At 47.9% G+C, this 12,988-nt stretch carries 13 protein-coding genes and 1 pseudogene; all 14 read right to left on the reverse strand.

The window, feature by feature from the left end; all coding sequences use genetic code 11:
• Positions 1 to 2: 2 nt before the first annotated feature.
• The 14 genes and pseudogenes from ACZ45G_RS26540 to ACZ45G_RS26605 all read right to left on the reverse strand — a co-directional run bounded on the left by ACZ45G_RS26540 (position 3) and on the right by ACZ45G_RS26605 (position 12,764).
• Positions 3 to 2,474 carry a pyruvate formate lyase family protein gene (locus tag ACZ45G_RS26540; protein ID WP_464173593.1) on the reverse strand — a complete coding sequence of 824 codons (2,472 nt, stop codon included), beginning with the start codon at positions 2,472 to 2,474 and terminating at the stop codon, positions 3 to 5.
• Between the two features lie 13 nt (positions 2,475 to 2,487).
• Positions 2,488 to 3,201, reverse strand: coding sequence for a FadR/GntR family transcriptional regulator (locus ACZ45G_RS26545; RefSeq protein WP_464173594.1), 714 nt, complete (start codon positions 3,199 to 3,201; stop codon positions 2,488 to 2,490).
• A gap of 315 nt (positions 3,202 to 3,516) precedes the next feature.
• Positions 3,517 to 4,332: a hypothetical protein gene (locus ACZ45G_RS26550; protein ID WP_464173595.1), complete on the reverse strand. Its 816-nt coding sequence runs from the start codon at positions 4,330 to 4,332 to the stop codon at positions 3,517 to 3,519.
• 252 nt (positions 4,333 to 4,584) lie between these two features.
• Complete coding sequence (locus ACZ45G_RS26555; RefSeq protein ID WP_464173596.1) at positions 4,585 to 5,694, reverse strand: AI-2E family transporter; 1,110 nt, start codon at positions 5,692 to 5,694, stop codon at positions 4,585 to 4,587.
• A gap of 35 nt (positions 5,695 to 5,729) precedes the next feature.
• Positions 5,730 to 7,985: a patatin-like phospholipase family protein gene (locus ACZ45G_RS26560; protein ID WP_464173597.1), complete on the reverse strand. Its 2,256-nt coding sequence runs from the start codon at positions 7,983 to 7,985 to the stop codon at positions 5,730 to 5,732.
• Positions 7,970 to 8,815: a hypothetical protein gene (locus tag ACZ45G_RS26565; protein WP_464173598.1), complete on the reverse strand. Its 846-nt coding sequence runs from the start codon at positions 8,813 to 8,815 to the stop codon at positions 7,970 to 7,972. The genes ACZ45G_RS26560 and ACZ45G_RS26565 overlap by 16 nt, the downstream gene beginning before the upstream one ends.
• Before the next feature lie 35 nt (positions 8,816 to 8,850).
• On the reverse strand, positions 8,851 to 8,964 hold the full coding sequence (locus ACZ45G_RS26570) for a DUF2950 family protein (protein ID WP_464180029.1): 114 nt from the start codon (positions 8,962 to 8,964) through the stop codon (positions 8,851 to 8,853).
• Positions 8,961 to 9,452, reverse strand: a complete 492-nt coding sequence (locus ACZ45G_RS26575) for a hypothetical protein (protein ID WP_464173599.1) — start codon at positions 9,450 to 9,452, stop codon at positions 8,961 to 8,963. The genes ACZ45G_RS26570 and ACZ45G_RS26575 overlap by 4 nt, the downstream gene beginning before the upstream one ends.
• 109 nt (positions 9,453 to 9,561) lie before the next feature.
• Entirely contained in the window at positions 9,562 to 9,891 is a 330-nt protein-coding gene (locus ACZ45G_RS26580) for a putative quinol monooxygenase (protein WP_464173600.1), read from the reverse strand.
• A gap of 37 nt (positions 9,892 to 9,928) precedes the next feature.
• A complete protein-coding gene (locus tag ACZ45G_RS26585; protein WP_464173601.1) occupies positions 9,929 to 11,116 on the reverse strand; it encodes an OmpA family protein in 1,188 nt (395 codons plus the stop codon).
• An 83-nt stretch (positions 11,117 to 11,199) separates the two neighbouring features.
• A complete protein-coding gene (locus tag ACZ45G_RS26590) occupies positions 11,200 to 11,454 on the reverse strand; it encodes a hypothetical protein (protein ID WP_464173602.1) in 255 nt (84 codons plus the stop codon).
• The gene (locus ACZ45G_RS26595) at positions 11,451 to 11,774 is read right to left on the reverse strand and encodes a hypothetical protein (protein WP_464173603.1); all 324 of its coding nucleotides are present in this window, start codon (positions 11,772 to 11,774) and stop codon (positions 11,451 to 11,453) included. The genes ACZ45G_RS26590 and ACZ45G_RS26595 overlap by 4 nt, the downstream gene beginning before the upstream one ends.
• A 52-nt stretch (positions 11,775 to 11,826) precedes the next feature.
• Positions 11,827 to 12,546 (reverse strand): annotated as a pseudogene (locus ACZ45G_RS26600) (PEP-utilizing enzyme).
• Entirely contained in the window at positions 12,537 to 12,764 is a 228-nt protein-coding gene (locus tag ACZ45G_RS26605; RefSeq protein ID WP_464173604.1) for a hypothetical protein, read from the reverse strand. Before ACZ45G_RS26605 ends, ACZ45G_RS26600 begins: the two are co-directional and overlap by 10 nt.
• Positions 12,765 to 12,988 lie beyond the last annotated feature (224 nt).

The following is a 12,988-nucleotide window of genomic DNA, read 5'->3' on the forward strand; positions in this document are numbered from 1 at the left end:
CCTTAAAAATTGCCATGGCTGATCCGTTTGATGACTTCATCCTGGAGCTCCTTTCCAATACTGGTGAAATAGGCATTATAACCGGTGATTCTGACCAGAAGATGCCGGTGATCTTTCGGATTTTTCTGGGCGTCCACGAGCACCGCCGGATCCAGCATATTGATTTGCAGGGCGGTTCCCCCGTTCTCGTTGTACCCCTTTAAAAAAGACTTGAACTTGTCTTTGTGGGTGGGGTCCTTTAGGATGGAGGGATTAAAGGTGATGGTGTGGCTGGCCCCGTTGGGAAGGTCATTGATAAATTCCTTAAAATCCCCGGTTGTTTCCCTGGTTTTCCCCCCCAACACCTTGCCCACAGAATTTGAGTTGGCAGTCGGCCCTTTGATATCCGCCCCGTTTGAGGGACAAATGGCATTGGAAAGAAATTGCCCCCGTTGTCTGCCGTCGGCTGCCCAATAATTCCAGCTGAGCATGCCCGGCCGGAACTGCCGAAGGGTGGAAATAGTTTTATGTTTCCAGGTTTCATCACAAAAGATTGTCATCACCTGCCGTGCCAACGCGTCTGCCGGGTCGTCATCCCGGCCGTATTTGGGCGCCCGGTTTTTGGCCTTTGCCTGGAGAATTTCGTGCCCCTCCCAATTGTCCTTCAGGGCCCGGGTCAACTCGGCCAGGGAACAGGCCTTTTCGTCAAACACCAAGTACTGTATGGCCAAAAGGGAATCCACTGTTGTGGCATAGGTCACCGCCTCCAGGGTGGTAAAGCTGATCTCGGCCCCGCCTTGGGTGACATCCTTACCCTTTTCCAGGCACCCTTTCACCAGGCAAGACAGATAGGGCGTTGCAAAATAATCATTTCGCAAGGATTCGGACAATTCGTAAAGATCTGCGCACTTTTTAACGATAAAGGCGGTCTGCTCCTTAAAGGCGTCCAGAAAATCTTCAAAGGAGTGAAAGGTGTTGGGATCCCCTGTGACAGGCCCGTCCTGCCCTATTTTTTCCGATTTTCCGGTCATGGGGTCCACATGGGGATTCAGATCTTTCCCCCGGGTCAGGGCCAGTTCAACCGCCTTTAACAGATTGAGGTTATTGTCCACGGTGCCGGACCGGTCATTGCCCACCATGGTATTTTCCAGGCATCCCACCGGGGCATAGTCGTGGACATTGGTATCATTGATAAGATCGCCTATACCCCCTTTTTGGCCCTGGCCCACCATCCCGGCCATGGACCGCTCATCAAAATTCAGCAGAAACGGCGCCCCGTCTGCCCTGCTGATCATTTCAACGCAAAAATCGTAGAGTTTTTCCGGGGTATTTCGATGAAGCCTCACATTGGGCTTGGGCTCCAGAATGGGAGACAGCTCATCAATCACCTCGAGAATCATATAGGTCAGCTCATTGGTCAAATCCTGCCCCCCGGGCCCCATGCCCGAAAGGGTAACCAGCTGGCCGTAACCGGCGGTTATTCCCTGGTTTCCGACTCGGATGGTGGCATCATAGGCGGTATTGCAATGGATCCAGAAACATTTCAAAATTTCCTTGGCAAATTCCCGGTCCATGCCAGAAGCCTTTGAGCGCTCCCAATAGGGCAGCAGATATTGGTCTATTCTTCCCAAAGAGACCCCGGGGCCGGGATAATTCTCATCGCTCATGACCAGCATGTGGTTGATCCACAGCGCCTGAACCGCCTCCCAGAAATCTTGAGCCGGTTCCCAGGGCACACGAGCAAGGATTTGTGCCATCCGGCCCAGCTCTTTTTGCCGGACCGGGTCTGTTTCTTTCTCCATTAACGACCGGCACAAGAGGCTGTATTTAACGGCCAGTTCCCCTGCCATTTTGCTGGCGGTCATCATGGCCCGGAGCTGGGATCCTTTGGGGCCCGATTGTTCGGTTTGGTCTAAAGAATCAAACCGGGCGGATATTTCACTGGCAACTCCCTTCCAGCCTATTTTCAAGACCCTTTCATGGCCGGGGATGAGATGACCGCTGGTGGCGCCGGCATTTCCATACCCATGGTCATGGAACCTTTTCACCTTTGCCCTCACCCCGTTTTTACCCAGGATTTTCCCGTTATAGGCAGCCTGTTCCTTCTCATCCAGGCACATGGAAGTGAGGATATTAAACCGCCCACCGGCAATGAGGTCTCCTGGCAAAATTTCCTGGGGCAGGTGATTTACCATCACCTCTCGCACAAAAAAAGCCCGGCGCTCGGCAATGCTTTTGTCCCAGAAATCCGGTTCAATGGGGACGGTCCTTGCCGCCTGGGCGTACCCTCCCCGCATGACGTCAAACATCAGATAGGTTTCAGGAACAATGTAATAGGTAAATTCATGGTACTGCAGATCCCAGGGGGTTCCCGTGGACCAGACCGTGTATTCGTTATTCCATTCGCGTTTATTTCCCAGAAAATAATAATCCCGAAGCCATTGGATCCGGTCGGAATCTTTTTGTTTGTCCCTAGGGTCCATCGTCTGATTCATGGATGCCTCCCTCTTATGTTTTTAAAATTGATCTGAGGTGTCGTTCGCCATGTGCGAGTAACTCTTTTGTATAGTCCCTGGCCTTTTCAACGGATTGATCGTGAATGGCCCCGACAATTTTTCCATGGTGTTCAAGGACCCAGGGGATCACCGATCTATCTGCAAAAAATTTTTCCGTCAGGCTGATATAAAATTGCTTAAGAGAATTAAGCAGCAGGGGATAGACCAGATTATCCGATGCAATGGAGAGGAGATGATGGAACTCAAAGTCAAGGGCTGCAATCCCCTTTAAATCGTCAGGATCCGCTTGTCCTTCCCTGTCAACGATCTCCTGGAGCTGTGCCACCTGGCTTTGGGACCTGTTCGCTGCAGCAAGACCGACAGTTTCAACCTCCATCAGCAGTCGCATGTCCAACATGCTGGCAAGCAGTCGTTCAGACACCTGGCCGTCGCTATACTCAAACAAAGCGGTGAGCATAAAAAGAGAACCTTCCTTCCGGTAATCATTTATGACCGACCCCTTCCGGGGGGTCATGGTGACAAGGCCCTTTGAAACCAGGTTGACCAGCCCCTCATGGACCACAGGCCGGCTCACCCCCAGCATCTTGGCAAGCTGCCTTTCCGGGGGCAGGCGTTCTCCTATTTTAAAATAGCCGGAGAATATCAGCCGCTCAAATTTCTGGATGAATATATCCCGCAAACTGTCTGACTGAATCGGTTCGATCATTTGACCTTCCCTGCGCCGCTCGTTGTCTGTTTTTTAGGCTGGTGGTATTACCACAGTCTAACAAATAATCAGAAAAGTCAAGGCGACCATGACATCCCCAATCCACCATCAGAAATACTGAATTTTCCTTTGTAGAACTTTTCTCTCGATATCCTAAAACAAAGGCACAAGATCTTAAATAACCAAATCAAGGCCGCATCCAGGCAATGCCGAACTGCACATATATTGCCGGACCGTCGGGTCCAAAGGCAATGTCCACACCCATGTGCAATCCGTATTTGCGCGCCAATTCATAACGGAATCCCGTACCGCCGGTTACCACGGTTTGAGAATTATCAAAGCGCTTAAAATCATTCCAAGCATTTCCGATACTGGCAAAACCAACCAGACTGAAGCGTTTCCATAATTGCCACCGCAATTCTGTCTCGACCTGAGCCACTTGTTGTCCCTGGAATCATAGGTGAAGGATGGGATCAACCCTCCCACACGGGACTCTCTCTGGAAATCCGGTAACCCGGGTGTTGCAGCCGGGGCATCAAAGCTCACCTGGGTGGTGGCCAGGGAATAGCCGAGCCCCGCCCAACTTTTTGAAGTACCCATGCGATACTTTGCCTGTACCAAACCGCCCTGGGGTTCAATATTGTAAGAAAGCGGGTTATTTTTCAACAAACCGTCCTGACCGACCCCATAGAAATCCAAATTCACAGAAGCATGGACAGCCCCAACAAGGGTAATCAACCGGTCATCAAGCCAATAGCGTAAGTCACCAGCGACCAAACCCTTTGTTCCATTTTCCGTACCCATCCCACCGAGCACAGTGATGTTCGGACGTCCAGACCCCGCCCCGGACTCGGTGGTGGGTTTGTCGATAAACACAAGTGCCCCGGCAGCGCCATAGCCGACAGCAGGTTCAGTAATCGGCATTACCACGGGAACAAAACCATAGGTCTGATCAATGTATTCGCTTAGATCCAACCAACCGTCATCGGATGAAACAAACTTGGACAAGGCCTTTGAGGATGCAGCAGCCGATCCCATATTGATTCCCATTGTGCACACAACCACCACAGCAATTAGAACTATTTTCAAACCGGGTTTCAAAACAGGTCGACTGAAAATTTCACACCCCATGGTCTCATTCAATAACCACAACCACATATTGGTTTTGGTAGGGCTGATAATAGGTCCCCCCACATTGTTGAAGCGTTACACCTTCAACAACAACCGTGGTGCATCCTACCGGCAGGATGGCGGGAAACTGCACCCGATTAAAATTGTCCTGATTGTTTTTTTCATCATCCTCTCCTCTTGTCTGTTAGATTTACAATTGTTAAATTACCAGCGTTCAGACAAGCTTGCGGCAAAAATTTCATTGCATTTGTTTCACCCGTTGAAGGTTTGGTCTTTATTTTTTTCATCCAGCCATGTCATAAACAGGGTATACATGATGGCAAGCACCACCGCACCGACAAAGAGGCCGATAATACCGTGCAAAATCATGCCCCCCAGGGCACCCAGCAGGATGACCAGCATGGGAAGCGTCACCCCCCGACCCATGAGCAGGGGTTTTAAAAATCCGTCACTGACACTGACAAACACCACCCAGACCAGAAAAATCACAGCCGGGGTTGTGTCATGGACAAAAAAGACGTAGGCGGCAACTGGTCCGAGAATAAGGATTATCGGCAACTGGCTCACCGCACAGACCAGCACCAGAATTGCCCAGAAGCCCGCAGCCGGAACCTTGATTGCCATCATTCCCCCCAGGGAAAGGAGTGCCTGGATAAAAGCCACCCCGACAACCCCCAGCATGACCCCCCGGATGGTACCCACCGCAAGATCGGCAATTTTAGGACCGTTGTCGCTGCTGATGCGCATGAAGATCTGTCTTGCAACCAAGGCACTCTTTTCAGCTGTTGCCAGGAATACACCGGCAATGCAAACGGAAATAAAGGTCATGAAAAACCCGGAAAGCCCCCCGCCGATGGAAGTAATCACAAACCCAATCACCTTGCCCCCCGCCATTTTAATCTGGGGTGCAAATTGCTTCACCGCCCCTTCCAGATTTGTGGAAGCCAGGTGCCATGCCTGGGACAGGGTCTCGCCCACAAAGGGCAGGTCGGCAATGCTTTTTGGGGGGGGAGGAATAACCAATGGTCTGTCCTTCATCTGTTCTGTCAGGGACTGAACCGTATCAATGGAATCCATGACAAGGAACAGGGTCGGAATTACCAACAGGACAAAAATTGCAACCAGGAAAAGGACGGCAGCCAGGGATCTTTTTCCCCCCAGCAGTTTGACAATTTTTCCAAAAAAAGGCTCAATGGCAATTGCCAGAATTATCCCCCAGATAATGGGCACTAAAAAAGGTTTTAGTAAAAAAAAGGTCCACAGGACCAAGATCCCCAGAATGGCTATTTTTATAATTGTTTCAATCCTGTTATCGGTGGGGGGGGTATCGGGACCCAACTTGTTTTCCCATATTGTCATCATCTTGATTCCTTTTTACCAGTTACACCCAGCAAAGGTTAATATTTTTTACCCAGATAAAAATACACTGCCTGGTGGTTATTTTCCGCCCGTCCATACCCAATGTAGATGGGCCCTAAAAATGTATCCAGTCCCAAAAAGATACTGCCGGCAAAAATGGCATCGCCAAAACTCATCTGGCTTTGATCCTTCCAGACATTGCCGGTCTCCAGGGTCCCGCCGAGATAGGTTGGCAAAAAATTGAAATCACTGATTTGATACAGATACATTAAACTCACCAGGCCCAGCTGATCACCGTTTAATTGATTCTCATTGTATCCGGAAAGGTTGAAAAGCCCGCCCAGTTTGAATTTGTTTTGAAGCGGTGCAGTGTCCTCCAGAGTGGAATACACTTTTGCACTGGTAATCAATGTGTGTTTTTTCCAACTCATTGCAAGTCTTCCTTCCAGGCGAACTTGATCAAAGTCATTGTCTGCCCCCAATTTTTCATCGGAGACAAGATATTCTATTAAACCCGAATATCCTTTATTGGGAAAATATAAATTATCCAGGGTGTCGGTTTGAAGGTTTGCGTAAATTTCACCTTGATCAAAATCAGACTCCGGAAAAAGAGGGGACCCCACCTTGACCTCTGCATCGCCTTTTAATCTCCTAAAACCGATGCGGGCATCTCCCCAGGTATCAAATTGCCTGCCAAGGGCAAGGTCCATACCATATTGGGTCATCCGGTATTGTGCAGCCTGGTCACCCTCATTTGTGTAAAAACCCAGATTATATTTTTGATACAATAGTCGGGGATGAATAAAATAGTGGGACTTGTAATCCAGGGGCTGATAAATTTCCGTGTAGACAAGGGGAGAACTGCCTATTTGAACCACGCTTCGCCATTCACCATTATAAGTGTTTATTGCGGTCCGTGTATAGGCAATTGCCAGATCATAAAAGTGGTCCCCATCTGGATCCCCCCCCAAGGAGATGCCGGCCTGAAGATAATTGGGTCCCCAGGATTCCGCCTTGACATTGATCACCAGGCCGGTTAGCCCCTCTTCTTGAACAATATCATAGCCAATATTCTCAAACAGTTCCAGGCCGTATAGTTTGCTGATATTGGCCTCAAGTTTTTTAACATCCAAGGGAACACCTGCTTCGATCTCCAGGTGGGAATAGAAAATCTTGTCACTGAGTTTTGATTGATTGTTGAGCCGGATAAAATCAATGACCGGGAGTTTTGGGTCTATTTTGGCAAACCTTGGGTCTTGGGAAGCCAGATAATCGGCATAGGCTGTTTTGGACACGGACAGCCGGGAAAGCGCTTGTTTGTTTTTTTCTGCCGCTGCAACTCCCTTTGGAATGGCTTCACCGGCCCGGTTAAAGGATGAAGTGGTGATATCGCCCAGTTCCGGCACAATAAACACATCCTTTGCTGTGAGGGTGGCAATCTGTTTTTCAGTATTTTTGCGTGTCATGATCCCGGTCAATTGCCCGGTAATGTCCAAAGTTGAATTGAGCTTTTCCCGCCCAACCAGAGGCGTACTGATGTCCACTGCAATCACAATATCAGCCCCCATTGCCCGAACAACGTCAATGGGCAGATTGTTACTTACCCCCCCGTCCACCAGCAGTTTACCGTCGATTTCAACCGGGGCAAAAAAAGCCGGGATGTTCATGCTGGCCCGCATGGCCATGGCCAGATCTCCTGAAGAAAGTATCACGGCATTGCCCGTGACAATATCCGTTGCCACAGCCCGAAAGGGAATTTTGAAATCATCAAAGCGGGTGATCCGGGTGGTGGGCATCACCAGGTCCTTGAGAAGAAGATCAATGTTCTGACCCTGCTGGAGTCCCGCCGGAAGTTTAATTTCAAGGTTGTCACTCAACCCGGGCCTGCTCTTTACCAGATAATTTTTGTCATCGGTTTTGCGGCGAAAAGAACGATCACTTCTGGGGACCTCATCAAGAAGGGTGGTGTCCCAATCGATGCGGGTGACGATCTCTTCAATCTCGGCCGTTGTCATCCCGGAAGCATACAGCCCGCCGATGATTGATCCCATACTGGTTCCGGCAAGATAATCAATGGGGATGCGCATTTCTTCAAGCACTTTTAGCACACCGATATGGGCAGCACCCCGGGCACCGCCACCACTTAAGACCACACCGATTCTAGGACGGTTTTTTGTTTTACTGTCAGTTGCGTGGGCACACCATACCGTGCCCACCAGCCAGACAAAAAGCATACCGGAAATGAAAAATATCCGGTTCAGTTTTTTTCGCCTGTTTTTTAAAACCGTATGCACACATATACCTTGGGGCCGTAATACGCATAATCCAGTGATCCTTTCCAGTCATCAGTCTCCACATCCGCATCCAGCTTAAAATAATCCAGGGCTGCGCCGATGCCAATGTTGTTGAATATCCAGTATTCTGTCTTTACCCCTAAATTCAGCAAACTGCCGGAAAAATCAAGGGAACTGGAGTTACCCAAATAAAAAGCCTGCACCAAGGCACCTGCGGTCCAGCGGTCGCTAAAGCGGTATTCATAGGAGAATCCAAGCATGGGCAGTGGAACATCTGCATTCACGGAAGTCGCGGCTTGCACTCCTGGGCCGGACCCTCCGACTGCAGCAGCACTAATGGCGAAATCGACCTGGTACCAGTGAAGCCCCACAATACCGGTGAACTCATATTTTTCATTATTTACAAAAGAATATCCATAGGCAATGGGGATAATTTGAAAATCGAAATCAGATGTTACATTGGCATCGACGGGATAGATATCCCCACCAATTTCTAATTTTTCGTCCAATACGCCGGAAGTATCCCGGTCGATGGCAAAATAACTGGCAAACAGCCGATGCCGCTTTGCAAACCGCCAGTATCCACCCATAAGAAACGAGGTGTTTGAATCATCGAAACCAAGATCATCTTCAAGATCGATATCTGTTCCTAACTCCAGATTTTTGCTGTCCACCCGTACGCTGGTATCAATGAAGGCAAAAAAAGCCCCTGCATCGATTCGGAACACTTCTTCGCCGGGTTTAATCCAATCCCCGGCAATACTATTGCCTGCAAAAACCAAAAATATCAATAGCGCCATGGATAGAAAAATTAATTTTGTGGGTCTCATACTTTCTCCATAAATATTTAGTGTTGTAATCATAATTATTCTTCCACCTTTTTCCAGGAGCTGTCAGGATTGAACAGCTCAATGTTCTGAGCCTCTTTTTCAGTATCCAGTCCCAGGTCTTTTTCATACATAGCCTCCAGGGCATTTATTCGGCCAGGGGAATCTCAGTTGCCAGTCCGTATTTTATGGCCGCCCGAATTTTGTTTTCGATCTGCATATAAAGAAGAACTTTCTTGGGCGACAGCACCTGGCTCAGTTTTGGAACATAGGACGACTGAAGCTCGGTTTCAAGTATTTGAATGCTGACAAGTTCAGCGGTGAGTGCCTTGGCTTTTCCGTTGGTGAATGTCTCTGCCATGTAGCTGTCAGCGTAGCTGCCGATGAGACCGCCGATTCGTTCATTGATCGCCATCAGCTCTTTCTGATAATTTTCATAGACCGGCCAGAAACCCTTTGCTTCAGACTCTGTCAGCTGCATATTGACCGCCACGAGCAGCTTCTTGTCTGCCTTGACCTTATCCAGCAGAATCTGCATGTTGTCTTCCGGCATATCCCCGGACACGGCTGGAGAAACGGATAGAATAATCATCATTGCCATAATTGCCATAATCAAACCTGCTAAATTTTTTTTCTTCATTTTTTTCTTTTCCTTTTTTAATTTTTGTGTATCACAAAGGTGCTTGGAATCCCTTTTCCCCAGGCCTCCAAGCACCTCTGGATATCGGGTTAAAACGATAATGGATTCATCACACACAGCCTCTTGCTTTTTCCACGGTCTCGATTCCCGCCGAGTCTGAAATGGTGTCGAATCGGATCTCCGGGCATTCAATCGCCATTTCCACAACCAGGAGCAGGTTGCGGTATTCTTCTGAACGAAGATGGCGTTCCAGGCTTTCCCAGTTCAACCACAAGTTTTCCATCAAGAGGGTGTTCTTTTCTTCTAAATCCGTATAAAGATGTGAGCTGAGGCATCCGGGCTGGATAAGGCTCTGCTCGGCAATAGATCTGAGAATTTCCAATGCCTCTTTGTATTTTTGCTGAGGCAACGACATTCTAGTGGTCGACCGCATAATCATGCACTCATCCCCATTCGTATAAATGTAGTTTTATCACCTATCGCGGCTGAAGTACAACCCTTCTGTTTAAAGAACGCCCAATTTCATTGCTGTTCGGTGACATCGGATTTGTGGATCCAAGCCCTTGGGTTGTCAGTCTGTCTTTTGTAATCCCTTTTCCAACCAGATACGCTTTAACGGCATTTGCCCTTCTAAGGGAAAGGCCCATGTTGTACTCGGCGTTACCAGCATTATCGGTATGACCCTGGAGGGTCACCGCCATGGCAGGATTTTTTTCAAGGATTATGACCGCCTCGTCCAGCATTGGATAGGCTTCTGATTTGATTTCTGCTTTATCAAAGTCAAAAAGGGCCGCATTGGTGAATGCCCAGCAGCCGACCGTATTGACACTGGCGCCTGTCGGGGTGTTGGGACATCGATCCTCCTCATCATACACACCATCGTTATCCGTGTCTTTTTTAACCACTGCAACGACCACTGGTGAGGCGGGTGCTTTTACAACTTTTTTTGGTTTTTCCATAAGAAATTCATTTTCAACAAAACCCGCCATACCCGCACTGGTTAAAAGGCTTTCATATCCTGAATAAAAACCGCAATCGCCTATTTTTGCAATTTGCTGTAAAACCTCTTTTCCTTCGGGTGCATCTCCAACCTGGATCGTATAAAAACAGATGGCCGGGCCATATTTATCTTTCAAGCTCTGGGCACTGGCAAGGGCAGCCGGTGCCAGGTCAAGGCCATCACTGATAATGATGACAGCATTATGGGCTCCGGAAAGTCCCCCAAAGTCAGCCTGGGCTGCGTCAAGAGCTGTTTCAAGCTTGCTCAGCCCGCCGGCTTTGGTAATATTAAATTGCTGGGCCAGATCCTGATTGGAATATGTTTTCATGCCGTACATGAGTTGAGTGTACTCCGTTGACACTTCAGGGGCATGGCCAAAGGATCTGAGCCCTGCTGTTTGGCCCATCTCCGGTATGGTTTGATTCATCCGGTCCACAAGGGCCTTGGCAATATCCAATTTGACTTCTTCTTTGATTTTATTCTTCATGGAAATAGACGCATCAAGGATGATGAGAAAATTATCAACCTTGGGCTGATACATGCCGGCATCAATTGTTGCAGCCGAGAATGACGGAATTGGAACATGCTCCTTTGCTGTGCACCCCATTAAAAAAAATAATGCCATGATTGAAATTAAACTTTTAACTACAGATTTTTTAACCATTTATTTTCCTTTAGTGTTGTTTATTTTTTTACTCGTTCTGTGGACCGTCATTGTTAAGTTTCCTTGACTGAAACAAATTCGAATCAGAGCTGTACGAGCAGATTGTCCAGATGGGGACCTGATAGGTTACAATTATACACACCTGCTGCGCAACGCCTCACCGAGCGCCGCGCTACCCCGGCAACACTCACCGGGGTCAGGGGACGGCCGACCCTGGCTTCGACCTTTGGCACCAGGTAATCAGCCCCGGGGACCGAAAGCCTATTTCCAACCTCAGGTCCGAAAGTCATTATAACGCCGGTGATCAATAGAATACCAAAAATCTTAACTATATTCATTTTGTCTCTCCTTTCTTGAGGGGAAGATCTGTCATCTTGGAAATCACAAGGGTTTCACCCCCCATAACCTTTTGCAATGACCAGGGGAAAAACTCCATCCCCGTCATCCGCTCAGGGGGTGTCCTGATTTCAGATGGCTGATAAATATGTGTCAACACCATCTGGGGATCTTGTTCATAAAATTGAAAAAGCGCTGAACGATCAAGGTTGAGAAACTCGCAGACGCGGTTCTGGGCAACTGCAATTTCACTATCGAGTTGCTCAATGGGAAGATTGATGAAAAATGTCGAAATTTCATTCAGAAGCGTCTCAAGTCGCATTTTTTAATCCTTATAACAGCTTTATAATACCGTTGCTGCCGTCCACTTTAATTTACTGATCGTCTTCCAGGAAAGATGCCACAGTGTCGATTCCCACGACACATGGTTTGCCGTATTCCCGGGCAACAAGAGCTCCATGCTACGACATCCCGCCAACTTCCAGAACCACTGCCGCCACATTTATAAACAGTGGCGTCCAGCCGGGATCAGTGGTCCGGATCACCAATATGTCGCCGGATAAAACATCTTTTTCATCCGGCATATGCAAAACTTTAATCGGACCTTTGGCAATTCCGGCGGACACACCTTGCCCGACAATTTCCCCGGGACCGCTTTCTTTTCTGTGTGGTCGAAAAATGGTACCCCGTGAATCAATCAAACGGGGAAAATTTTTGATATTTTTTATTTGATTAAAATAATGAGTACGGTCTTTAACAAGTTTTTGCAAGTCCAAAGATAAATTTTGAATCGCCTTATCCACATCGGAAATCTTCAGGTTAAAAATTTGCTCAACCTCATCCAGACGGCCGTCAGAAACTAATTTTTCACCCCTCTTTAGAATTTCACGGCGAATCAGATCGTTTCCCAGAATCAGATTGTATTTATGTGATTCACGGTATCCTCCAAATCCATAGTTCTCCATAAATTCATCCCAGGCATGAAGAAACGCTTCCGGCAATTGACGACTCTCTATTTTTTCCAGCAGTTTTTCTGAAGAATCCAATTCATTGGCCGGAAGTATCCGTGAAAGCTGGTATATCGCTAACCCCATTTCAACGATTCCGGGTCTGTAATAAGATCTTCCCCGAAAACTTCACAGGGAAATGTCGAAAACAGAGAGTTCAGCCAATCATTGCCCATAATGGATATGGGTTCATGAATTCCCTGAATCCCCAGGGTCAGGGCCCGTAACTGTTTTTCACAGAGACTTATCTCTTCTTTTTTGTCCGATGGTTTCTCTATAGTTCCGCCGATTGAAATAATCGCCATTCATCAGTGTTCTCCAATTCATCAAACCATGGCTGAAAAAAAGCAACGGTTAATACAAATCCATCGGGAACAGGCAGCCCACTATTCTTCATTTTGATTAATGAAAGCCCTTTCCCCCAACTTCTTTCAATTCCGGAATTTAATTGCCGGATATCAAATAAACGACTTTATTAATTTTCTATTCCTATGTTTGTACAGGATGTTATCCAGAAAAGACAGGGAGA

This window comes from Desulfoconvexum algidum, from assembly GCF_055382125.1.

Excerpts from the sequence above, each read along its gene's own strand:
- ACZ45G_RS26555 (WP_464173596.1), bottom strand. The coding sequence starts at position 5,694 with ATGATGACAATATGGGAAAACAAGTTGGGTCCCGATACCCCCCCCACC.
- ACZ45G_RS26580 (WP_464173600.1), bottom strand. The coding sequence starts at position 9,891 with ATGATTATGCGGTCGACCACTAGAATGTCGTTGCCTCAGCAAAAATAC.
- ACZ45G_RS26545 (WP_464173594.1), bottom strand. The coding sequence starts at position 3,201 with ATGATCGAACCGATTCAGTCAGACAGTTTGCGGGATATATTCATCCAG.
- ACZ45G_RS26590 (WP_464173602.1), bottom strand. The coding sequence starts at position 11,454 with ATGAATATAGTTAAGATTTTTGGTATTCTATTGATCACCGGCGTTATA.
- ACZ45G_RS26540 (WP_464173593.1), bottom strand. The coding sequence starts at position 2,474 with ATGAATCAGACGATGGACCCTAGGGACAAACAAAAAGATTCCGACCGG.
- ACZ45G_RS26595 (WP_464173603.1), bottom strand. The coding sequence starts at position 11,774 with ATGCGACTTGAGACGCTTCTGAATGAAATTTCGACATTTTTCATCAAT.
- ACZ45G_RS26550 (WP_464173595.1), bottom strand. The coding sequence starts at position 4,332 with ATGGGGTGTGAAATTTTCAGTCGACCTGTTTTGAAACCCGGTTTGAAA.
- ACZ45G_RS26565 (WP_464173598.1), bottom strand. The coding sequence starts at position 8,815 with ATGAGACCCACAAAATTAATTTTTCTATCCATGGCGCTATTGATATTT.
- ACZ45G_RS26575 (WP_464173599.1), bottom strand. The coding sequence starts at position 9,452 with ATGAAGAAAAAAAATTTAGCAGGTTTGATTATGGCAATTATGGCAATG.
- ACZ45G_RS26585 (WP_464173601.1), bottom strand. The coding sequence starts at position 11,116 with ATGGTTAAAAAATCTGTAGTTAAAAGTTTAATTTCAATCATGGCATTA.
- ACZ45G_RS26605 (WP_464173604.1), bottom strand. The coding sequence starts at position 12,764 with ATGGCGATTATTTCAATCGGCGGAACTATAGAGAAACCATCGGACAAA.